General features: G+C 50.8%; 18 protein-coding genes, 5 tRNA genes and 1 pseudogene. 6 read left to right on the forward strand and 18 right to left on the reverse strand.

The window, feature by feature from the left end:
• Nucleotides 1-26 precede the first annotated feature (26 nt).
• Both ligA and AC6I4B_RS07140 read left to right on the forward strand, forming a co-directional pair.
• Nucleotides 27-2,042 carry an NAD-dependent DNA ligase LigA gene (gene ligA / locus AC6I4B_RS07135; protein WP_497770610.1) on the forward strand — a complete coding sequence of 672 codons (2,016 nt, stop codon included), beginning with the start codon at nucleotides 27-29 and terminating at the stop codon, nucleotides 2,040-2,042.
• 1 nt (nucleotide 2,043) lies between these two features.
• Complete coding sequence (locus AC6I4B_RS07140) at nucleotides 2,044-2,256, forward strand: DUF3820 family protein (RefSeq protein ID WP_015963519.1); 213 nt, start codon at nucleotides 2,044-2,046, stop codon at nucleotides 2,254-2,256.
• On the opposite strand, the gene AC6I4B_RS07145 is transcribed toward AC6I4B_RS07140, so the two are convergent.
• Complete coding sequence (locus AC6I4B_RS07145; RefSeq protein WP_497770612.1) at nucleotides 2,253-3,248, reverse strand: bile acid:sodium symporter family protein; 996 nt, start codon at nucleotides 3,246-3,248, stop codon at nucleotides 2,253-2,255. The genes AC6I4B_RS07140 and AC6I4B_RS07145 overlap by 4 nt on opposite strands.
• Nucleotides 3,249-3,337: 89 nt before the next feature.
• Between AC6I4B_RS07145 and AC6I4B_RS07150 the strand changes: the two genes are divergently transcribed.
• Entirely contained in the window at nucleotides 3,338-4,264 is a 927-nt protein-coding gene (locus tag AC6I4B_RS07150; protein WP_497770613.1) for a LysR family transcriptional regulator, read from the forward strand.
• Here AC6I4B_RS07150 and AC6I4B_RS07155 read toward each other — a convergent pair.
• From AC6I4B_RS07155 to AC6I4B_RS07175, 5 genes are all read right to left on the reverse strand, one after another.
• Nucleotides 4,255-4,596 (reverse strand): FlxA-like family protein, encoded by a 342-nt coding sequence (locus AC6I4B_RS07155; RefSeq protein WP_497770615.1) that lies wholly within the window; start codon nucleotides 4,594-4,596, stop codon nucleotides 4,255-4,257. The genes AC6I4B_RS07150 and AC6I4B_RS07155 overlap by 10 nt on opposite strands.
• A gap of 287 nt (nucleotides 4,597-4,883) precedes the next feature.
• A tRNA-Lys gene (locus tag AC6I4B_RS07160) sits at nucleotides 4,884-4,959 on the reverse strand.
• 4 nt (nucleotides 4,960-4,963) lie between these two features.
• Nucleotides 4,964-5,039 (reverse strand) — tRNA-Val (locus tag AC6I4B_RS07165).
• A gap of 48 nt (nucleotides 5,040-5,087) precedes the next feature.
• Nucleotides 5,088-5,163, reverse strand: a tRNA-Val gene (locus AC6I4B_RS07170).
• A gap of 46 nt (nucleotides 5,164-5,209) precedes the next feature.
• Nucleotides 5,210-5,285, reverse strand: a tRNA-Val gene (locus AC6I4B_RS07175).
• 247 nt (nucleotides 5,286-5,532) lie between these two features.
• Between AC6I4B_RS07175 and gltX the strand changes: the two genes are divergently transcribed.
• Complete coding sequence (gltX, locus tag AC6I4B_RS07180) at nucleotides 5,533-6,948, forward strand: glutamate--tRNA ligase (protein WP_497770617.1); 1,416 nt, start codon at nucleotides 5,533-5,535, stop codon at nucleotides 6,946-6,948.
• A 42-nt stretch (nucleotides 6,949-6,990) separates the two neighbouring features.
• On the opposite strand, the gene AC6I4B_RS07185 is transcribed toward gltX, so the two are convergent.
• Complete coding sequence (locus AC6I4B_RS07185; RefSeq protein WP_497770619.1) at nucleotides 6,991-7,368, reverse strand: YfeC-like transcriptional regulator; 378 nt, start codon at nucleotides 7,366-7,368, stop codon at nucleotides 6,991-6,993.
• Between the two features lie 26 nt (nucleotides 7,369-7,394).
• Nucleotides 7,395-7,745: a YfeC-like transcriptional regulator gene (locus AC6I4B_RS07190; protein WP_497770620.1), complete on the reverse strand. Its 351-nt coding sequence runs from the start codon at nucleotides 7,743-7,745 to the stop codon at nucleotides 7,395-7,397.
• A gap of 216 nt (nucleotides 7,746-7,961) precedes the next feature.
• Between AC6I4B_RS07190 and AC6I4B_RS07195 the strand changes: the two genes are divergently transcribed.
• Nucleotides 7,962-8,037: transfer RNA gene (locus AC6I4B_RS07195), tRNA-Ala, on the forward strand.
• A 583-nt stretch (nucleotides 8,038-8,620) separates the two neighbouring features.
• Nucleotides 8,621-9,397: a lipoprotein YafT gene (locus AC6I4B_RS07200; RefSeq protein WP_497770622.1), complete on the forward strand. Its 777-nt coding sequence runs from the start codon at nucleotides 8,621-8,623 to the stop codon at nucleotides 9,395-9,397.
• An 85-nt stretch (nucleotides 9,398-9,482) separates the two neighbouring features.
• Here the strand turns inward: AC6I4B_RS07200 and AC6I4B_RS07205 are convergent, their stop codons facing one another.
• From AC6I4B_RS07205 to tssK, 10 genes and pseudogenes are all read right to left on the reverse strand, one after another.
• On the reverse strand, nucleotides 9,483-9,962 hold the full coding sequence (locus AC6I4B_RS07205; protein WP_497770623.1) for an Hcp family type VI secretion system effector: 480 nt from the start codon (nucleotides 9,960-9,962) through the stop codon (nucleotides 9,483-9,485).
• A gap of 63 nt (nucleotides 9,963-10,025) precedes the next feature.
• The gene (locus tag AC6I4B_RS07210) at nucleotides 10,026-11,378 is read right to left on the reverse strand and encodes a VasL domain-containing protein (RefSeq protein WP_497770625.1); all 1,353 of its coding nucleotides are present in this window, start codon (nucleotides 11,376-11,378) and stop codon (nucleotides 10,026-10,028) included.
• Nucleotides 11,375-11,908: a DUF1240 domain-containing protein gene (locus AC6I4B_RS07215; protein ID WP_497770627.1), complete on the reverse strand. Its 534-nt coding sequence runs from the start codon at nucleotides 11,906-11,908 to the stop codon at nucleotides 11,375-11,377. The genes AC6I4B_RS07210 and AC6I4B_RS07215 overlap by 4 nt, the downstream gene beginning before the upstream one ends.
• A gap of 115 nt (nucleotides 11,909-12,023) precedes the next feature.
• On the reverse strand, nucleotides 12,024-12,560 hold the full coding sequence (locus AC6I4B_RS07220; protein ID WP_497770628.1) for a DUF1240 domain-containing protein: 537 nt from the start codon (nucleotides 12,558-12,560) through the stop codon (nucleotides 12,024-12,026).
• 597 nt (nucleotides 12,561-13,157) lie between these two features.
• A pseudogene (locus AC6I4B_RS07225) lies at nucleotides 13,158-14,207 on the reverse strand (type VI secretion protein IcmF/TssM N-terminal domain-containing protein); the annotation flags it as partial.
• Nucleotides 14,208-14,228: 21 nt separating this feature from the next.
• Nucleotides 14,229-15,635, reverse strand: a complete 1,407-nt coding sequence (tssA, locus tag AC6I4B_RS07230) for a type VI secretion system protein TssA (RefSeq protein ID WP_497770630.1) — start codon at nucleotides 15,633-15,635, stop codon at nucleotides 14,229-14,231.
• A gap of 4 nt (nucleotides 15,636-15,639) precedes the next feature.
• Nucleotides 15,640-16,332, reverse strand: a complete 693-nt coding sequence (gene vasI / locus AC6I4B_RS07235) for a type VI secretion system-associated protein VasI (protein WP_497770631.1) — start codon at nucleotides 16,330-16,332, stop codon at nucleotides 15,640-15,642.
• The gene (tssH, locus tag AC6I4B_RS07240) at nucleotides 16,329-18,974 is read right to left on the reverse strand and encodes a type VI secretion system ATPase TssH (RefSeq protein WP_497770633.1); all 2,646 of its coding nucleotides are present in this window, start codon (nucleotides 18,972-18,974) and stop codon (nucleotides 16,329-16,331) included. Before tssH ends, vasI begins: the two co-directional genes overlap by 4 nt.
• Before the next feature lie 9 nt (nucleotides 18,975-18,983).
• Nucleotides 18,984-19,745 carry a type IVB secretion system protein IcmH/DotU gene (gene icmH / locus AC6I4B_RS07245; RefSeq protein ID WP_497770634.1) on the reverse strand — a complete coding sequence of 254 codons (762 nt, stop codon included), beginning with the start codon at nucleotides 19,743-19,745 and terminating at the stop codon, nucleotides 18,984-18,986.
• 4 nt (nucleotides 19,746-19,749) lie between these two features.
• Nucleotides 19,750-21,093 (reverse strand): type VI secretion system baseplate subunit TssK, encoded by a 1,344-nt coding sequence (gene tssK / locus AC6I4B_RS07250; protein ID WP_497770636.1) that lies wholly within the window; start codon nucleotides 21,091-21,093, stop codon nucleotides 19,750-19,752.

Raw genomic sequence — 21,093 nt, forward strand, 5'->3', positions numbered from 1 at the left:
GGGTTTTTTATCATTGATGGTGTGATATGCAACCTATAGAACAACAACTGACTGAACTGCGAGCGACGCTTCGCCATCATGAATATCTGTATCATGTGCTGGACGCGCCAGAGCTGCCGGATGCGGAATATGACCGCCTGATGCGCGAACTGCGCGAGCTTGAAGCGCAGCACCCTGAATTGATCACCCCTGACTCACCTACGCAGCGTGTCGGCGCGGAACCGCTGGCAGCATTCAGCCAGGTTCGTCACGACGTGCCGATGCTGTCGCTCGACAACGTTTTTGATGAAGAGAGTTTTCTTGCGTTCAACAAACGCGTTCAGGATCGTTTGCAGAGCAGCGATAAGCTGGTGTACTGCTGCGAGCTAAAGCTCGACGGCCTGGCGGTGAGTATTCTGTATGAAGATGGCGTGCTGGTGCGTGCGGCAACCCGTGGCGATGGTACGACCGGGGAAGATATTACCGCCAACGTGCGCACCATCCGCGCAATCCCGTTGCGCCTGCATGGTGACAATATTCCGGCGCGTCTGGAAGTGCGTGGCGAAGTGTTCCTGCCGCAGGCGGGCTTTGAAAAAATTAACGATGATGCGCGCCGTTCTGGCAACAAAGTGTTTGCTAACCCGCGTAATGCGGCGGCTGGCTCTCTGCGCCAGCTTGACCCGCGTATCACCGCGAAGCGACCACTTACTTTCTTCTGCTATGGCGTCGGTATTCTGGAAGGTGGCGAGCTGCCGGGGAGCCATCTGGGCCGCCTGCAACAGTTTAAAGCCTGGGGGCTGCCGGTGAGCGACCGCGTCACCCTGTGCGACTCGCCGGAGGAAGTGCTTGCTTACTATCATAAAGTTGAGCAAGACCGCCCGACGTTGGGCTTCGATATCGACGGCGTGGTGATTAAAGTTGACTCCCTGGACTTACAGGAACAACTGGGCTTTGTGGCTCGCGCCCCACGTTGGGCGGTGGCGTTTAAATTCCCCGCCCAGGAGCAACTGACTTTTGTGCGTGACGTTGAGTTCCAGGTTGGACGTACCGGGGCGATTACCCCCGTTGCGCGCCTTGAACCGGTTCAGGTGGCAGGGGTATTGGTCAGCAACGCGACTTTGCACAATGCTGATGAAATCGAACGTCTGGGGCTGCGCATTGGCGATAAAGTGGTGATTCGCCGCGCCGGTGACGTTATCCCGCAGGTGGTAAACGTGGTGCTTTCCGAGCGCCCCGCAGACACGCAAGAAATTGTTTTCCCGACGCACTGCCCGGTGTGCCATTCCGACGTTGAACGCGTCGAAGGTGAAGCCGTAGCTCGCTGTACCGGCGGCTTAATCTGTGGTGCGCAGCGTAAAGAGTCGCTCAAGCACTTTGTCTCCCGTCGCGCGCTCGACGTTGACGGTATGGGCGACAAAATCATCGACCAACTGGTGGAAAAAGAGTACGTCCATACGCCAGCCGATCTCTTTACCCTGACGGCAGGCAAACTGACCGGCCTTGACCGCATGGGGCCGAAGTCGGCGCAAAATGTGGTGAACGCGCTGGAAAAAGCTAAGCACACGACGTTTGCCCGCTTCCTCTATGCTCTGGGGATTCGTGAAGTCGGTGAAGCGACCGCCGCAGGGCTGGCGGCCTTCTTCGGTACGTTGGAAGCGCTGGAAGCTGCGTCCGTTGACGAGCTGCAAAAAGTACCGGACGTCGGCGTTGTTGTGGCCAACCATGTGTTTAACTTCTTTGCCGAAGAGAGCAATCGCGCGGTTATCCAGCAGTTGCTTAAAGAAGGCGTCACCTGGCCTGCGCCTGTTGTGATTAACGCTGAAGAGATCGATAGCCCGTTTGCCGGTAAAACGGTGGTACTGACTGGCAGCCTGAGCCAGATGTCGCGTGATGATGCTAAAGCGCGGTTGGTTGAACTGGGGGCGAAAGTAGCGGGCAGCGTGTCGAAGAAAACCGACCTGGTGATTGCCGGTGAAGCGGCTGGCTCAAAACTGGTGAAAGCACAAGAGCTGGGCATTGAGGTGATTGATGAAGCCGAAATGCTACGCCTGTTAGGAGTTTAAGGTGGATAAGGCACAGTTGATTGAGATAGCCAACACGGAAATGCCGTTCGGCAAGTATAAAGGACGGCGTTTGATTGACGTACCGGAGGAGTATCTGCTGTGGTTTGCCCGCAAAGATCAATTTCCGGCGGGCCATCTTGGTGAGCTGATGGCGCTGACGTTATTGATTAAAACTGAGGGGCTGACCCAACTGGTTCAGCCCCTGAAGCGCTAACTTCCGACGCGGGCCTGTTCTTTGGCCTGCTGTTTTTCCGTCTGTTCTTTGTAGCGACGCGCTAGCACCGCACATGTCATCAGCTGAATCTGGTGGAAAATCATCAGTGGCAGCACCATCATCCCCAATACTGATGTGGGGAAAAGAATATTGGCCATCGGAATACCGTTGGCCAGACTCTTTTTCGACCCGCAGAACACAATCGTAATCTCATCCGCTTTATTGAAGCCCATTTTGCGTGCGGCAACCGTGTTAATCAGGATCACCAACGCCAGTAGCACAATACTGGTTACGACAATAAACAGCAGCGAGCCGACGCCGACTTTATGCCAGATACCGTTGACGACCGCTTCGCTGAAGGCGGAATAGACCACCAGCAGAATCGACGTTTGGTCTGTTTTGGCAATCCACTTTTTATGTCTGGTCACAAACGCCGCCGTCCACGGACGAGAAAGATGCCCAAGCACAAATGGCAGCAACAGTTGCAGCATAATTTTGCCGACTTGCTCAAGACTGCCGCCCGCGCCGTGCACGTTCATCACCAGGCCAACCAGCAGCGGTGAGAGGAATATTCCCAGCAAGCTCGATGCAGAGGCTGAGCACACTGCTGCGGCAACGTTACCACCCGCCAACGAAGTAAAGGCAATAGCCGACTGTACGGTCGCAGGCAGAATGCACAGATACAGAAAACCAGCATACAACTGCGGGTCAACGTTAATCGGGGCCCACCAGGCAAACAACACACCCAGCACAGGGAAGACCACAAAGGTGCTGCACATCACCCACAAATGCAGCCGCCAGTGGCTACCACCAGCGATAATCGACTCACGTGAAAGTTTGGCGCCGTGCATAAAAAACAGCAGGGCGATAGCCGCAGTGGTGAGGTTTTCAAAAAATGGCACAAAGTCGCCGCGCGCCGGAAAGAAGGTCGCCAGTAGGACGACGGCGATAAGCGTCAGCGTGAACGGATCTAATATGCGGAAAAGTTTCATAAAGACTCCTGAAGATCGATGCAGACATTTTGCTTTTTTATTTTTGAGAAATAAAATTGATTTATTGCATCCATTCATGAATTAAATAGATGAATTACTCACTGCGACAGTTAAAGGTGTTTGTGACGGTGGCCCAGGCCAAAAGTTTTAGTCGGGCAGGGGAAATAATTGGCCTCAGCCAGTCGGCGGTTAGCCACAGCGTGAAAGAGCTGGAAACCCAAACCGGTGTGCGGCTGTTGGACAGAACCACGCGCGAAGTGGTGCTAACCGAGGCAGGCCAACAGCTGGCGCTCAGGCTGGAACGTCTGCTTGATGAACTGCACGGAACGTTGCGGGAAGCGGGGCGCACAGGCCAGCAGTTAAGCGGCACGGTACGCGTAGCGGCGAGCCAAACTATTTCGGCACACCTTATTCCTCAATGTATTGCGCAGAGTAACCAGCGTTACCCGGATATTCGCTTTGTGCTGCACGATCGCCCGCAGCAGTGGGTTTTGGAAAGCATTCGTCAGGGTGATGTTGATTTTGGGATCGTTATCGATCCAGGTGCGGTGAGCGATCTTCAGTGTGAGGCGGTGCTATCGGAGCCGTTTTTTTTACTATGTCGTAGCGATCACCCTTTTGCCCAGATGCCTTGCGTAAGTTGGCAGGCGTTACAGGGCGTGAATCTGGTGCTTCAGGATTATGCCTCGGGTAGCCGCATGTTGATTGACGCTGCGCTGCGTTTGCATGATATCGACGCCAATATTGTGCAGGAAATTGGCCACCCGGCTACGCTGTTCCCGATGGTGACGGCAGGTATCGGGATTAGCATTATTCCCGCATTGGCACTGCCGCTACCGGAAGGCAGCCCACTGGTAGTGAAACGGATAACGCCTGGCGTTGAACGCCAATTAATGTTGGCGCGGAGAAAAAAACGTTCACTCTCGACGGCGGCACAGGCGCTGTGGGAAGTGGTTCGCGAGCAGGGGCAGTGCTTAATGGATGAGCGTTTGCAAGACCCGCTATATCAGACGTAAATATCGATTTGATGTTTGTCGTTGGGGTTGCTCGCCCCAGCGGCAGCGGCAAGCGATGCTTCTTGCTGTTCTTCCGCTTTTTCAGCCTGCTTTTGTTGTAGTTGCGCCAGTTGCTGTTCCAGCATGGCTATCTGATCCTGAATCAGCTCAGCCTGTTTCTTTTTCTCTTCCACGCTGCCGTTACCGTCGGCAATCTCTTTGAGCTGTTGCGTCAGCTTAATAATCTGCTGAGTAATGCGCGCCATTTGTGATGCGGTATCGTTACCGCTGGGCGCGGCAGTGCTGGTGGTGGTTTTCAGGGCGGCAATGGATGGGGCGCTGATCGTTGTCATGGTGTAGGCCTAAATAGAGAAACTATAAGGAATATCGGCAGCGTGCAGGCAGACTTGAGCTATGTCGTTGGAAAGTGTGCAATTACAAATAGCAGATAGCAAAAAAGCGCCTTTAGGGCGCTTTTTTACATTGGTGGGTCGTGCAGGATGACTCGCTTTGCTCGCCCTTCGGGCCGTCGCCGTGAACGACTCCGTTGTTTCGCTGCGCTCAACACCGAACCTGCAACAGGTTCGAATCGTTTATATCGCAGATAGCAAAAAAGCGCCTTTAGGGCGCTTTTTTACATTGGTGGGTCGTGCAGGATTCGAACCTGCGACCAATTGATTAAAAGTCAACTGCTCTACCAACTGAGCTAACGACCCGAAGTGGTGGGTGATGACGGGATCGAACCGCCGACCCCCTCCTTGTAAGGGAGGTGCTCTCCCAGCTGAGCTAATCACCCACTTCGGTACTTCACATATTGTTGTAAGAAATCCAGCTGGCGAGAAAGTGGTGGGTGATGACGGGATCGAACCGCCGACCCCCTCCTTGTAAGGGAGGTGCTCTCCCAGCTGAGCTAATCACCCACTTCTCAATTTCTTACATTACACGGCGGAGACTACATAAAGTAGTTGGTGGGTGATGACGGGATCGAACCGCCGACCCCCTCCTTGTAAGGGAGGTGCTCTCCCAGCTGAGCTAATCACCCCCGCTGTGTGGAGTCGCATTATAGGGAGAGTTGAAAATGAGTCAACGCCTTTTCTTAATAATTTGCTCGTTCGTCGTAAAATTAATCAATGCGATCGTAAAACGTTCTGTTATGTATGAATTCTATGCAAAATCAGCAAAGCATACGCTTGATGTGGGAACAACGGGGTGGGAGTGATAGAATATTGCCCACTTGTATTTCCGGGATTTGCCGGTTGTCGGCATCTTTATAAACGTAAGGCCATTTCATGAAAATCAAAACTCGCTTCGCGCCTAGCCCAACTGGCTATCTGCACGTCGGCGGTGCTCGTACTGCTCTTTATTCCTGGCTTTTTGCACGTAACCACGATGGTGAGTTTGTGCTGCGTATTGAAGACACCGATCTTGAGCGCTCCACGCCAGAAGCCATTGAAGCCATCATGGATGGTATGAACTGGCTGAATCTGGAATGGGATGAAGGCCCGTACTATCAGACCAAACGTTTCGATCGTTACAATGCGGTGATTGATGAAATGTTGGAAGCGGGCACGGCATATAAATGCTACTGCTCTAAAGAACGTCTGGAGCAGCTTCGTGAAACGCAGATGGCTAACGGTGAAAAGCCACGTTACGATGGCCGTTGCCGTCATGGCCACGAGCATCATGCTGATGATGAGCCGTGTGTTGTGCGTTTTGCTAACCCACAGGAAGGTTCCGTTATTTTTGACGACCAGATTCGTGGGCCTATCGAGTTCAGCAACCAGGAACTGGATGACCTTATCATCCGTCGTACCGATGGTTCCCCAACCTATAACTTCTGTGTTGTGGTGGATGACTGGGATATGGAAATCACCCACGTCGTGCGTGGCGAAGACCATATCAACAACACCCCGCGTCAGATTAACATCCTGAAAGCGTTAAATGCGCCAGTGCCGGTATATGCGCACGTTTCGATGATTAACGGCGACGACGGTAAAAAACTGTCCAAACGTCACGGTGCGGTAAGCGTGATGCAGTATCGTGATGATGGCTACCTGCCAGAAGCGCTGCTGAACTATCTGGTGCGTCTGGGTTGGTCGCATGGCGATCAGGAAATCTTCACCCGTGAAGAGATGATTAAATACTTCTCTCTGGGCGCGGTCAGCAAATCAGCCAGTGCGTTCAACACTGAAAAACTGCAATGGCTGAACCATCACTACATCAATAGCCTGGCCCCGGAATATGTGGCAACGCATCTGCAATGGCACATTGAGCAGGAAAATATCGACACCCGCGTAGGGCCGCAGTTGTCTGAATTGGTGACGCTGCTGGGCGAGCGTTGCAAAACGCTGAAAGAAATGGCGCAGAGCTGCCGTTACTTCTACGAAGATTTTGCTGAGTTTGATGCTGATGCCGCGAAGAAACACCTGCGTCCGGTGGCACGTCAGCCGCTGGAAGTGGTTCGCGATAAAATCACCGCGATCACTGACTGGACGGCTGAAAATGTGCACCATGCGATTCAGGCAACCGCCGATGAGCTGGAAGTGGGCATGGGTAAAGTCGGTATGCCACTGCGCGTAGCCGTTACCGGTGCTGGGCAATCGCCTGCGCTGGATGTCACCGTTCACGCGATTGGCAAAACCCGTAGCATCGAGCGCATCAACAAAGCGCTGGGCTTTATTACTGAGCGTGAAAGCCAGCAGTAATTTCCTTTCGGGCATAAAAAAAAGCGGGGCAACCCGCTTTTTTTATGCCTCGTCGGCACTAAGCCCCAGACGCGATAAAAAGCCGCGTATCCCTTCTCGCGACAGCAACTGTTGAAGGCGCTGCTGTTCAATCGGCGTCATATTTTGTAAGACATCGGCAATTTGCTGCCAAGTCGCATCTGATGGTTTTGCGCTGTAGCCGCGTACAGGCTCATCTATTTGATAGCTCGCCGTTGTATTACGCAACGCAGTGGTGTTGGCAAGGTAGTCAATGACTTGCGGCGACATAACGATAAGTCTCGCGCGACCACCTTTAACTCCTTTCATTGGCACGGTTTGCCAACCTTGCTCACGTATCCAGCGATTAACGGCTTGCTGGCTGACATGCACAAGATCTGACAGCTCTTTTGAGGTCATCATTGCAGGCAATGTTGTCATCATGATTGTTAACCACGGATTCCTAAACGCTGTAATAAACCGCTAATACCTTCCCGAAGCAGCAGCGAGGTAAGCTGTTTCTGTTCTGTCTCGGTCATTTCATCAACCAGCGTCAGCAGCAATGTATGAAAAGAGTTATCGCTCACGGTATAGGCAGTGGTGTTTTCGGTGGCGCGTTGCGCACTTTGAATAAACTCAACGACATGGTCATCAACGTGTACCAGGCGCGCTTTGCCTCCCTGAACGCCGGGACGTGGCGACGTTTGCCAACCTTCTTTACGCACCCATTTGTTGATGGTTTGTCGGCTATATCCCGTCAGATGAGCAATCTCCTCCGGCGTCATTCGTTCCTTGAGCATACAATTTCCTGAATCGCAGTGTGGGAATTACGAGTTCATGTTATATCATCGTTTTAGGCAAAAACGTGACACGTATAACTCCTGTTTGCGAGCAGCCACGTAATGTAGAGCGTTTGTTTGCTTTTTGGGCGATTAGATATTTTTAGCCAATTTTGCCGTTGACACTGTGCAAGGGAATTCATATTATGCCGCCCGTCAACACGACAGCTTTACGTTGGGGCTATAGCTCAGCTGGGAGAGCGCTTGCATGGCATGCAAGAGGTCAGCGGTTCGATCCCGCTTAGCTCCACCAAATTTATTCTTCTGATGCATTTATGCATAGGAAGAAGCCAAGAACCGCAATACTATTATGGTGTTGCGGTTTTTTGCTTTGTACATCTTCGCGAAAAGCCCACCGTATCTCTGGGAAAACAGATCCCACTCCATACACCTTTCTTGCTACTTTTATCTGTCTATACGTATTATCCGTTTTTAAGCTGAAGAAATCCGGAGCAATGATAACGTCCATTAGATGCTGAATGTATCAACGATACCTTCATTACATTCTTAAGAATCACAATTATGGAATATGGTCAAACGTGCTTGCCTAATATATCAACTAGTAAAGTGCAAATAAAAAGAGGTTGGATGTTAAAACATATGTTTTATTTAGATTAAAACGTTAAAAGCATACAATATATAAATGTATTTAAATGAAATAGAACGGTTCAGTATATAGGGATGTGGGTATGTAATAATAACTCGCAGTTTTAAAATATCAGAAAAATTACGCCTCTCCTATGCTCTAAATGGCTTGAGTCACTTGCTGGCAACGTAGAGGAAACTGAAGTGTGGCGAGCATAATATTGAGTTCAGAATAAGGAGCAGGGAAACAAATGAAATCCCAGACTATGGTATTACTATGTACAACCGTATTTTTATTGGCCGGATGTACCCATTCATCAATTGATGCCAGGAAAACGGACACAAGCCAAAAAGCAGAGAGCCGTTTCAGTAAAAAAACAACCACACAACTAACGGATAAAGATGTATTGGGTAATGAGGCAACCCTGACGGTTTCAGAAGAAGATATTCAGGCTGCGCTGGAGGCTGATGAATTCCGAGTACCACTCGACTCTGGCGTTATTCTGGTTCAGTCTGGAAACCGTGCCCCAGAAATGCTGATGCAACAGGAAATGAGTAAATATTATCGTGTGTCGGTTTTTTCAGGTATTCCCGATACACAGCAAGTGAAAGTTTGTAATGTTGCCAAAGCTCCAAAAGACGGCGATATAACAGAGTCAGTTGATAGTGAAAATATGAATTATATGCAGGCTCTACGCTATATTGCTGCAAAAGGAAAACAGAAAGCTGTCATTGTTTACTGGGATGCGTTGCAGGTAGGGCAATATGATACTGCTACAAAGAACACAATATGGTCAGATTACAAAAATGAAAAAATAACGGATACCGCTTTGCTGAGATACCTGGTGCGTTTTGCCCTGGTTGATGTAGCATCGGGTGAGTGGGCCACATGGTCACCGGTCAACTATGAGTACAGTGTACTCCCATCGTTGAACGAAAAAACACCGGTAACTGAGCAACAGATTGTTTTATTAAAACAAAAAACCTATGCCGCAGTCGTTAAGGATTTAGTCAGTCGCTATCAGTAGATTCTGCCACCTGCTTGCCGTTGTTTGTCGCCAATAATTGATGGCGACAAACAATAGTATGCATATTAGCACCGATCTTCCTCGGTTAATAAATCCTATCTTCCCACAGGCTATAGGCGCTAGTACCTGCGATACAGTGCTCTTGGGTAATACTTTCGTAGGTAAAAGAAACCATTTCCTCTGGCTGACCGCCGCTATCCACGATAGTATGTGGAACTGACAGATTAATATCTGAAATCCATGCATTGATCAGTTTAATTTTGTAATACAGTTCATTGATGCCGAAGCGGTTGGTACGATAAAACTCAAAATTGCAGGTTAGGCATTCATTTTCGGTAATTGCCTTACTCAGTAGCGGGGTCGATTTATCCACTGGTTTCTGAATATTCAGGGCAAGGTGATTAATATTTTGCGCACGGCTCAATCCGTGGCTCATCCCCAATACCATAATTTGATTCAAATGCCCGATTTGTGCCTTGTTGCCAATAGATGGCTGAGAGGAACAACCCGCAGAAATAAGCCCTTGAAGATTGCCATTCAGCGTCAGCCAGATAGGGTTTGCCATGATTAACTCCTTTATTTTAAATACGTTTAATTTATGCAGTCTGAATGATTTTGTGTATCGTCATTATTTACCAGAAGGGAGGCTAACTGCCGTTTCCGGTAGAGGATTATTTTTCAGCAATAGCCAGCGGCTGAGTACGCTGTCCAGACGTTCGTTAATTTGTTTTTCCAGCGTGTCCGTGTTCTGACCCTGCGTTCGGGCGTCCTGGTACTGTGTCAGTAAAAATTCCAACGGTGTTTCCTGGCCCAGTGAACGCTCAGCCTGCCAGACGACGGTTTTAATATAGGAAAGTGTCAGTCCTTCTTTTTCACGCTGCATGACTAAGTCTGCAAAGGCTCGTAGATCTTGCCTTGTTTGCTGCCACCCTCGCATTTGTGGGCTGTTTTGCGCGCGCGTTTTTAGTGTTTTATTCCATTGGACGGTAGCCTGTCGTTGCTGCTGGCTTGCCGGCCAGCGACTGTCTGCTGTGCGCGTCATCTGTACCCCGGTTTCCAGCAACTGGAGTGGCGAAGTTTCGGGAAGCTGTTTCAACTGCGGGCCATAATTTTCCAGCTTTGGGTTTGCAAGCCAGATGATGGCGGCTCCTTGTGCGGTATCTCTAAGTTGTGTGAGTTGTTGTTGCATCGGGTAAAACTGCCACCACCAGACCGCCGTAGCGATAGCTGCGCTACAGGCTATCCCTACCACGAAGCCGCTCAGCATACTGGACTGCTTTAGCGAGTGGATGGAAGAGGTGCTACCCGTCAGGCTCTGTACTTCTACTCTTATCTCCGGCAGGTCGGGCAGTGGTGAAATGTTCTCTGCTGCGGCTGGTTGTGTATTTTCAGGTGCATAGACTAGCGTCCTGACAGTGGGCTGCGTAGAGGTGTCTGATACGCTTTTGCTGGGCTGAGGCTCAAGTCGCTTGCGTGTGTTCTGAACAAAATAAAGCAGGTTTTCCACCCGAGGCTGGCGTTTTAGTTCTACCTGTTCAAGTTTGTTGCAGATAAGTAGCAATGCTCGTTCGGTTCGATAAAGTAGCGGTAGATCAGCTTCAGTAAACGAGATTTGCTGGCGGAGGATATTACCTGTGCGAGTATTGAACCAGTCGAGCATTTCGGTTCTGGCCTGTCCGTTTTGCGGCCAGAATTTATCCCAGTCGTGGGTAATCATCGCGTTCAGCAATTCAGTTCCTTCGCAGAAACCACTCAGCCCCTGGATGCGAGTGCGTGCCAATGTATAGTAAATGACGGTGTGTAAATCTACCCCGTTGGTTTTAAAAATAACCAGCGCGAGTGATTCCACCCGTTTCCAGTTTAATTCTGGCTGTGACGGATGGTTCGCTTTATTAATTTCTTCTCGAATGGCACTAAACTCCGCCAGGTTACGAGGGTCTGCGCCAGTGGTAATGGTCTGGGTATAAGTTGGTATTTTCATTTTGTTTTTATGTCCGCAGGTGCTACAAGAATAGATACCTCATCAGATTTATCTGTTTCTGGATGATATTCAAACTGTTCACACATTTTGAGATCTTTTACATAATGAGTGCCAGATAAGGGCCCTTTCTGACCGCATGAATCATAGTCATCTATGATGAAAAATGAAATTATTAACGATAATACTATAGCAAGGGCAAAAGCGAAGATGATATATACCCAAACGAGATTTATCATTTTATACCATAAATGTGCTAATCGGATGGTGAAGGGAGTGAATAAAAGGAAGAGTGAAAATATATCAAAGTATATTAGTGGCGGGAAAGATAATAATGTCAATACATCACGCCAGTCATAATAAAATGTATCCTCTTTATTTATGATCGAAATGATTGTCGCGCCACTGGTATTCGTAAAGAACACTAGCGCCGCTGTGATAATTGTAATCATAAGTAATCCAGAAAGAATATATTTTATTTTCTCTTTTATGGTTTTCCTCTCCTTTATTACCAATTCCTGTTTTTTGAACATGATATACCCTTATCAATATGTAGTTATCGAGCTATATGTGATCTGAACTGTATATTCCTGATAGACCATATCATCGAGGTGATAGGTGTAACGATATGAATATATGTGGATACGATCATTTTATTTTTGTGTCCGCAGGTGTGACAAGGATGGATGTCTTATCAGATTCATCCTTTTCTGGGTGATATTCAAATTGTTCGCACATTTTTGGTTCTTTTACATAATAGCCGCTTGAGAAAAAACCTTTTTTGTCACATGGATAGTAATTCATATTCTGAATATGGAAATAAGTTAACAGAGATAATGGGATTGCGATGAAAAAGGCAAAAACAATGTAACCATAAATAATATTTACTAATTTGTAGCATAACTGTGCCAGACGAAAAGTAAATGGGGAAAACAACACAAAAAACATTAAAATGTCAAAATATACCATGGCAGGGAAATCTAATAATATAAATGTAACTCTCCAATCGTAATTGAAAAAATCCCCACCATATATTATAGGCATTATCATTGCGCCACCAGTATTTGTGAAAAAAATCAACGCACCTGTAGTGGCTGTGATAAGAAATAAACAAGCGACAATAAATTTTATTCTCTCCTTTATTGTCGTCCCTAGGTTTATTATCAACTCATTTTTACTTAGCATAATGTGTCCTTATCCGTTAGTATTTATTAGGCCTAATGTAAACGGATCAGTATGTTCGAGATTCCATTGGTTGATATCTTGTTGTGCCTTCATACCATCTTTGATTGCTGAAATAAGATTTTCGGATAACTTAAATTTATTATTATCTAAATAATCTAGAGATTTTGTGATAATAAATCCTATTGCAACTATAGTAAAAAAACCTAGAGCTACAGGTACTGTAACACTGATGAATGCTGCTCCTAAGGCAGTTATTGCTTTCGTTATAAATATCGTGGTAATAACTTTGGCAATATCCATTGTAATATTACCAATAAATGCAGCAAGATCATGGTCAGATTTAAAAATAAGTTCTACCGTACGCCAAGCCAGTGAAAACCAGATGCAGAACTTAGCGCCGCTAATTATGTTGGCATTAATTCCGGTTTTGCCAATCCCTAGCTCGAGTACTTTAGGTGAAGTAATCTTATATCGTGTTCCCCGGAGAATACGACGCAGAGATGCATAACCGGTAATTTTGACATAAGTTTGACCGCCATATTTATACTGAATGGCTTTAATGCCTAATCCTTTGAACCGATACACCAGTTTGTCACCAACTTGACGGGCAAAACTGAACAAAGACGCGCGCGCGTGAGTCTGTGCCAGCATCAGGTCTGGCAGGGCTTGATTTATCCGCTCACCCCAGGCTCGCCAGAAGGTATTCAGTTCGCGGTGCCAGTCCTCATTTTCATGAGCACGGTGGGTGAAGGTGACACCGAGAATACGGTCGCGTTCCTTTTTATCCAGAGCCTGAAACAGGGCGGCAAAACCGTGGAGTAGATCCAGTTTTGTTAGCACGATATACACCGGCAACTGGCAATGAAGATGCTGGCGCACGTCCTGTAGGCGGCTGCGTAATGTTTGTAGCAGATGTTCGCGACGATGTTTATCGGCCGTCAGCAGGTCAGGTAAATCAAGGGTTAAAATAATGCCGTTCAGTGGTTGGCGAGCGCGTTTTTGCACAAACCAACCCAGCGCATGTTCCCATAGCCGACGGTACAGCAGATTATCCGACTGTTCACAGAATGTGCCCTCGGTGTCAAAAATGACCGCCTGTTTACCTACATGAGGTGTGAGGCTCAAATGTTGCTCTGCGCCGCGTGTGGCCTCTGGGGTATAAATAATGTCGGCCGGAAAACCTTCACGTAGTAGGGACGTTTTACCGCTGCCCACCGGGCCTGTAACTATGTACCACGGTAGCTGCCACAGATAACGCCGGTTGTCTAGATGGCGTTGCAGGCGTAACAGCCAACGATCGAGATAACGCTGTTGAGCATTCAGCTCGACGCTGAGTGGGTCCAGCGTTTCCTCGCGCAGCTGCTTTTGTTGGCGTTCCAGTTGTTGCAGCCGTTTCATGACTCTGGCCGTCAGCCACGCCAGAGCAATAAATCCCCACACCGCCGTTGCCAACCAACGGCGGGTCAGCGACTCAAGCCAGCGCTCGTCGTACAGCGTCCACGTCGAGCCTTTCCACCAGATCCACACCAGCAGAAAAATCCACGCCACGGCCAGTAACCAGGCGGCAGAAACCTTAAACCGGGGCATGGCCGGCCTGAGCATCGCTCCCAGGCCGGAAAAAATACGGGGTGTCGGTAATCTGAACACAAAAGCTCCTGTTTTCTTTTATTATTCTGCCGTGAATCTTTGTTCAATCTGCTCAAGTAAAGAGGGTTCCCAGTCGGTCAGCATCATGCGTAAGCCTGCTCTGAACAGCACCCGATACTGTTGCTGCGCAAGCTGTACCATTCCGGCCTCTTCCGTTAATTGCGCAGCAAGATACTGACGATGGAAATTGTCGCGGGGGCCGCATTCCGGCAGCGTGTCCAGGCAACGTAAGGCGGCTTCCAGCCCTTGTGTGCTGAAACATGCTCTGACCGTCAGGGCTTCTTCAGTGGTCTGTATTACGGTTGTAGCGTGGATTATGGGGGTGGCTAGCCACTGTTTTGTCTGCGCCGACATGAACGGTGTGTGGTCATGAAATAACAGGTCAGCGAGCTGTGGTAGGCGTTCGATAAAACAAGCCGCTTCGTCTCGGATAGCTTCTGCCGTGCGCTTATAACCCAAATTCAGTGCGGTCTGCGCGGAAAGGTAGTGGCCGTCGAACCAGTATGGAGCCAGTAATATGCTGGTCTCTATTTCCTGCCACAACGCCATATCCGCACAGGCAAGCCTGGATTGATAATCCGCCACACGATCGGCGGAGACAGCCGCCAGTAAGGTGCGCCCATCAAGCCCAGCCTGAGGCGTGCTGGTGATGGTTTGCCAGAGCGCATAACGGCGCAGACGCCAGCCCTGTGGCGACGCTGGCTGGCGTTCGCAAAGAATAGCGGCGACCTTCAACAAGGTGTCGCGCCAGGCTGTGTCATCGTGGGTGTCGATATTTATTTGTGGTGCGGGGATATTTTCGGCAACCAGGCTTTGCCTGAGCATGTTATCAGTTGCGTCTGTGCTGGTAGGGAGCGCCGGGTCTGGAACTCTTGTCGGCTCAGCCTTAACAAAAGCTCGCCGGTACAGGGCTGACAGATCATCGGTGGCCTGAATCAGTTCTGAGGCATCATGCGTCTGCCAGCACAGCTCCAGTTTCGCCAGTTCACTGAGCAGCGCATCACGCTGAACGGTGGTCGCGTTTTCAGCAAAGTCTGCAACTCCGGGTTCAAAGCGTTTTATTATCTGGCTGGCAATGCGTTTTTTATATATCGCGTTCTGCGGCGCAGCCGCTATCCAGAAATGTTCCACGTAAAGCGCCAACAAACGAACCGCCAGCTGCGGGTCGCCAGCATGTTGCAACGTACGTAGCAGATGGGCCAGCAGGCGAAAATCCTTGCTTTCCGAAGCCAGAAGCATAAGCCCCCGACGCTGGATTTCCAGGATATCAAGCTGGTTGTGCGTCAGTGAACCCAGCTTAACGATTTCGCCATCAATGTATTCCCAGTCTGGGTTATCGTCTTTAAGTGCAGATTCCAGTTTCTCATCTGACATGTTTTCTAAAAGGCTGGAAACCCAGACTTCAGTGTGAAGTGAATCAATATTCATATTATTACTCCCCCGCCCAGTGACAGGCCTCACGCAATGGCGCAATCACCTGCATCAGTCCGTTGATATTAAAAGTTAGTTTTCTGGCAGCCGCATCAGTGCCAGTCTCCACCGTCAGCGTTTTTGCACCGAACAGTGACTTGATTTCATCGATACCAGAAAGTCCTCGGCTCGATTCCAGCAACATGCCGTTTTCCCGAACAAACCAGCGGCTGTGGAGTTTCCGGTTGTCCGCATTGAGGGTGACGGCAATATCGTGGGTATTCAGTGGATGTATCAGCGCCACCTGCATTCGGGTGATGTTATCCACGCAACTGAGCATCAGCACTGGGCGTGGCGGGACGTAGCCAATCGCCGGAGTGGTGATAAGCACACTCGGGCGCTCTCCCGCTGTTTGTGTCACCCGTAGTTCTGTCGTGTTGTCAGAACGTTGCTTTTCCTGCGCAGTGGCGCGGGTCCAGGACTCGCCGATAAAACTGGCTTTGACTAACGCACCACCAAATCCTTCCGGTGAAAGCGGTTCCAGCAAGCGGTCATAACAATCGAGACGTTCCAGCGCCGCAGACTCACGGCGGCAGGATTGCATCGCCTGTAGTGTGACCTGCGAGTCCAGTGGGGCGTCGGCGCGGGCAGGCAAGCCTGCCAGCAGGCCCGAAATTAGCAGCCCGATTTGCCGGAAAGCGCATATCCGGCTCATAAAACGGTTTCATCCTCGGTGATGAGTTCGTGGTCCAGCGCATCATTTACCTCGGCGATAAACGCGCCGTCTACCGCCGACAGGCGGATACCGGCAATGGCCGTATTGGCCGCCATCTTCTGCAAGAGCAGTAGCGAGAGCGATGGCAGCATTTCGCCGTCAATCACCGATTCGAGCATCCTCGCGCCGTTTTCTGCGCGAGTAACACGGCTCATGATTTCATCCGCTACCTCCGGCTCAATGATCACTTCAGCGCCAAAGCGGCTGCGCAGAACGTTATCGAGCCGAGCCAGTTTCCCGCTAATAATGGTGGCGAGCGTCTCCCGCGAGAGCGGCAGATACGGCACCACCTCCATCCGCGCCAGCAGCGCCGGTTTGAAGAAGTCCGCCAGCTCTGGGTACAGCGCTTCCTGCATGGTTTGCGGATCGGCGGCGTGCTCAACAATCACCTGATAACCGAGGTTAGAGGTGAGGAAAAAGACAATGTTTTTGCAGTCAATCAGGCGGCCTTCACCGTCCGCCATCTCGCCTTTGTCAAACGCCTGGTAGAACAGGTTGAGTACGTCCGGGTGCGCTTTTTCGACTTCATCAAGCAGCACCACCGAGTACGGTTTCTGGCGAATCGCTTCGGTCAACACGCCGCCTTCGCCGTAGCCCACGTAGCCCGGCGGCGAGCCAATCAGCCGCGAGACGGTGTGTTTTTCCTGGAACTCCGACATATTGATGGTGGTGAGATACTGGCGACCGCCGTACAGCAGTTCCGCCAGTTGCAGCACGGTTTCGGTTTTGCCCACTCCGCTGGGGCCAACCAGGAGGAATGCGCCGAGTGGACGCCCCGGACGGCGTAAATCCGCCCGCGCGGTGAGCAGGTGTTTGTGCAAGCAGGCAATCGCCAGGTTCTGGCCTTTGATGGTCTCACCCAGCCACTGTGGCAGGTCGGTGATGACTGACATTTCATTTTGCGACAGGCGATTCAATGGCACGCCGGTCCATTCGGCTATCACCGCTGCAATCTGTTTTTTATCGACGTGCGGGGAAACTAATAACTGTGTGTGATGCAGGGCATCCAGTTCTGCCGTTAACCGCGCCAGCCGTTCTGCGGGGGCCGTCATGTCTGCATGGTCTTTCGGCTCGGCCAGCAACTGTTGGCGCAGCGTGATAATTTCTTGTACCAATGCCTGCTGCTGATGCCAGGCCTCTTCCAGCGTCTTAAGCTCTTGCTGGGTGGCTTCATATTGTGCGTGAACTTCGTCGAGACGGGCGGTGTCCGTTCGCAGGCCGATACGGATTTCGCGCGTAAGCAGCAGGCTTTCCGCTTCACACTGGTGGCTTAATGTGGTCAGCGCCGAAATTTTCTTCGGCGGCGACGAAAGATTTATTGCGACACGGGCGCAGGCGGTATCGAGCACGTCGATGGCTTTGTCCGGTAACTGGCGGCCAGAGAGGTAACGCTCGCTTAAGCTGGCCGCCGCCTGTAAGGCCTCATCGTCAATGAGCACGCCGTGCGACTGTTCATACACCGTAGAGAGGCCGCGCAGAATAATGGTTGCTTCGGCGGCATTGGGTTCACTCACCTTTACCAGTTGGAAGCGGCGCGACAAGGCTGCGTCTTTTTCAAAGTATTTTTTGTATTCGCTCCAGGTGGTAGCGGCGATGGTTTTTAGCTCACCCCGTGCCAGCGCCGGTTTGAGCAGGTTGGAAATATCCAGGCCACCCTGTTGATTACCTGCGCCAATGAGCGTGTGCGCCTCATCGATAAACAAAATGAGAGGCACTGGGGACGTGATAACCTCCGCCATCAGCCCCTTAAAGCGTTTTTCAAACTCACCCTTTACCGAGGCTCCGGCCTGTAAGGCGCCCAAATCGAGGGTCATAATGTCGGTGTTTTTCAGTTTGTCCGGCACTCGACCGGCGACAATACGCAACGCCAACCCTTCAATTAAGGCGCTTTTGCCGACGCCGGCTTCACCGACCACGACCGGATTATTTTTGCGGCGGCGGCAGAGGATGTCGATCATCAGGTCAATTTCTGGGTCGCGGCATAGTACCGGATCGAGCCGTCCCTGACGGGCCGCTTCGGTCATGTTTTTCGCGTAACATGCGAGCAGACTGTCGCTGGTGAGCGGCGATGTGGTGACGCTTTTTTTGTACTCATTGTGCATCACGGTTTCCGCCGACTCTCGCGTCCAGTCGTCAAAATCCTGGCGCAACCGATCCCGGTTAATCCCTGTGAGCAACCGGGCCGCCGCAGTGGGGACATAGTGATGCGCCGAATGCAGTAGGGCCAGCAGCAGAATGCCGCTACGCAGTTCACTGACCTGCATCTCGGCAGAGGCGAGCAGCCAGGCGTCGCGCAGCCATTCAACCAGCAGTGGTGAGAATACTGGGTAACTGTCGGTGTGGCGCATGGTGGCGTAGTGTTCTACGGTCAGCGTTTGTCCCAGCGTTTCGACGCTAATCTCCGCTTTTTCCATAATCATGCGCAAATCGCAGCGGGGGATAGCTATCATCTGCAACAGCACATGCGCCACGGTAATTTCGGTGGCCTGCTGGCTCATACAGGCTGTGGCGGCCATTTCCAGCGCCTGTCGGGAAAACGGATTCAGCCGTTTTATCAACGTGGAGATATCAATCTGGATCATACGGTGTCCTTACCTGGCAAGAAGCCGGTTTAGCTGGTGGAGAATGTCCTGGGTCTGGCTGTCCAGACGCATTAGGTAAAACAGGTAAAACAGCGCCAGCACTATCGCGCCCCCGAGAAAGAGGTGTTTTATGGTCAGGCGTTTGATTAACTGATAACGTCCGGCCTGGGGGTTTTTATCCTGATGCAGTAATGGAAAGGGCGCATCGCCGCGCAGCTTATGCAGGACGTGGTGCAGGCGCTGGTATATCTGTTCAAACTCACCTCCCTGAGCTTGTACCGCCACTTTGTAACGTCCACGAAAACCCAGCGAAAAACAGAGATATAGAAATTCGAGTAAATCCTGGTAGCGTTTCGGTTCGCGCAACAGGCGTTCCAGTAGAATAAACACCTTTTCGCCGCCCCAGGCTTCGTTGTGGAAATGCACCAGCAGCGACTGTTTGATCCACTCGTTTTTGTTCGACCAGCCGTTACCCAGCGCCGCTTCATCAATATAGGTACAAAGGATGTAGCGAAAGGAGACAATCACCCCCGGTTCGTAGCCTTGCTCCTGAAGCAGTTGTTCTACCGCCTGCACATCGGTGACTACCTGAGAGAACAGATGCTCCGGCATTGACTGGCTGTTCATGGTGGCGACCCGCATCACCATCCCCAGCAACGGGGTAGCAGCATCGACCATCGGATTCAGGCTATTGCCGCGAAGGGTAAGCCGATACTGGCGGCGGGAGGTTTCATCCTGTGGCTCCGGTAAAATAGCGGTCTGTTCGCTCATGGCCTTAACCTCTTATCGCCCATAGCTGGAGATCCATCTCCGGGAAGGTGCCAGAAATATGCAATGCCATCGCCCCAGCTTTCACCACGTCCTGCCAGGCGCTTGCACCTTTATCCAGATCGAAATAAACATAGCCATCGTGATAGGGAAGTTGGCGCGGTGCGGCGGTTCGCGGCGTTAGCGGTACGCCAGGCACCTGGACGCTGACCACGTTGCGGATTTTGTCCGTTGCGGCGATTTTCGACTGTTGAGTGAACTGGAGAATAATTTGGTTCTGCGGCATTCGTGCGCGTACCGCCAGCACAAAGGAACCTGACTGCAACAGCGTGGGATCGTTAACAGTAGCGATATAAACCCCATCGGAGAAGATAAGCGGCAGATTCTGCGCTCTGGGCATCAGCACTGTATTGAGCGCCCGACGAAGTTCCGGGATCACCGTTTTAAACGACTGAGTCAGATCTCGATGGTTGTACACCTCTATCGCGCAGGGCAGGCGGCTGTTTTCGGTAAAGGTCATCAGTTCGCCCAGCAAACGGGCCAAATCGAGATAAAATCCTTCTGGGTGCAGGGTATGCAGGTGCGCGCGATGGGTGAAGTGCATCTGATTGCGGTTCAGCATCTGTAGCATCATAAATTCTGCGACATCAGCGATACCGCTCTGCTCTGGTGAACCAATGCGTTTGGCCAGTTCGTTGGCGCGGTTGCTGATAAGCCCCTGCACATCACCGGCAAAACCATTCAACACCTGGCTTACCCGAATGGCCTGGCACGTTGGGATGAAGCTATCGTCCAGTATCAGTGCGCCATCAGACTGCTGGCTGCGAATTCGACACAGCGGTAGCGTCACCATTGCGCTGAGATCGTCCGCGCCGCTGACGATTTTCGCCACCAGTTGCCCCAGTATGATTTGCTGAATATCGCCGCCATCGGAGTGGAAGTCGCGAATTTCCGCATCAGTCGGACGGTAGCGCCCCGTGCCTTGTCCGGCGCTCTGGCGTCCGGCAATTTCGCAGGTAATATCGCTGATAACCGGCAGCGCAAGGTAAATATCATGGCTTCCCGGTTTTGACAGATCGAGGGGCTGGAAAGGCGTGGGTAGAGGATCCTGCTCAGGAATACTGAAGACGGTTCCGTCAGGCATACAGCCCACTGCGCTATCGAGCATGATTTTTCCCTGGGCAAGCAGTTCAGTATTTACTGACAGCGCTGTAAACCCCCAGCTAAAGTCCCCTTGTGCGTTCAGACGTTGGTTCAGCAGGTATTCCTGATTGCGCTGCTGTTGCTGGAAATGTTGCGGCATCGCGAACAACCCTTCCTGCCAGAGCACTTTATTTTTCATGGTCGCCAT

Source organism: Kluyvera fluvialis (assembly GCF_059725275.1).

Bases quoted from the DNA above. Each gene is read 5' to 3' on its own strand.
- ligA (WP_497770610.1), top strand. From the start codon at position 27: ATGCAACCTATAGAACAACAACTGACTGAACTGCGAGCGACGCTTCGC.
- AC6I4B_RS07145 (WP_497770612.1), bottom strand. From the start codon at position 3,248: ATGAAACTTTTCCGCATATTAGATCCGTTCACGCTGACGCTTATCGCC.
- AC6I4B_RS07150 (WP_497770613.1), top strand. From the start codon at position 3,338: ATGAATTACTCACTGCGACAGTTAAAGGTGTTTGTGACGGTGGCCCAG.
- AC6I4B_RS07155 (WP_497770615.1), bottom strand. From the start codon at position 4,596: ATGACAACGATCAGCGCCCCATCCATTGCCGCCCTGAAAACCACCACC.
- gltX (WP_497770617.1), top strand. From the start codon at position 5,533: ATGAAAATCAAAACTCGCTTCGCGCCTAGCCCAACTGGCTATCTGCAC.
- AC6I4B_RS07185 (WP_497770619.1), bottom strand. From the start codon at position 7,368: ATGATGACCTCAAAAGAGCTGTCAGATCTTGTGCATGTCAGCCAGCAA.
- AC6I4B_RS07190 (WP_497770620.1), bottom strand. From the start codon at position 7,745: ATGCTCAAGGAACGAATGACGCCGGAGGAGATTGCTCATCTGACGGGA.
- AC6I4B_RS07200 (WP_497770622.1), top strand. From the start codon at position 8,621: ATGAAATCCCAGACTATGGTATTACTATGTACAACCGTATTTTTATTG.
- AC6I4B_RS07205 (WP_497770623.1), bottom strand. From the start codon at position 9,962: ATGGCAAACCCTATCTGGCTGACGCTGAATGGCAATCTTCAAGGGCTT.
- AC6I4B_RS07210 (WP_497770625.1), bottom strand. From the start codon at position 11,378: ATGAAAATACCAACTTATACCCAGACCATTACCACTGGCGCAGACCCT.
- AC6I4B_RS07215 (WP_497770627.1), bottom strand. From the start codon at position 11,908: ATGTTCAAAAAACAGGAATTGGTAATAAAGGAGAGGAAAACCATAAAA.
- AC6I4B_RS07220 (WP_497770628.1), bottom strand. From the start codon at position 12,560: ATGCTAAGTAAAAATGAGTTGATAATAAACCTAGGGACGACAATAAAG.
- tssA (WP_497770630.1), bottom strand. From the start codon at position 15,635: ATGAATATTGATTCACTTCACACTGAAGTCTGGGTTTCCAGCCTTTTA.
- vasI (WP_497770631.1), bottom strand. From the start codon at position 16,332: ATGAGCCGGATATGCGCTTTCCGGCAAATCGGGCTGCTAATTTCGGGC.
- tssH (WP_497770633.1), bottom strand. From the start codon at position 18,974: ATGATCCAGATTGATATCTCCACGTTGATAAAACGGCTGAATCCGTTT.
- icmH (WP_497770634.1), bottom strand. From the start codon at position 19,745: ATGAGCGAACAGACCGCTATTTTACCGGAGCCACAGGATGAAACCTCC.
- tssK (WP_497770636.1), bottom strand. From the start codon at position 21,093: ATGGCGACCATGAAAAATAAAGTGCTCTGGCAGGAAGGGTTGTTCGCG.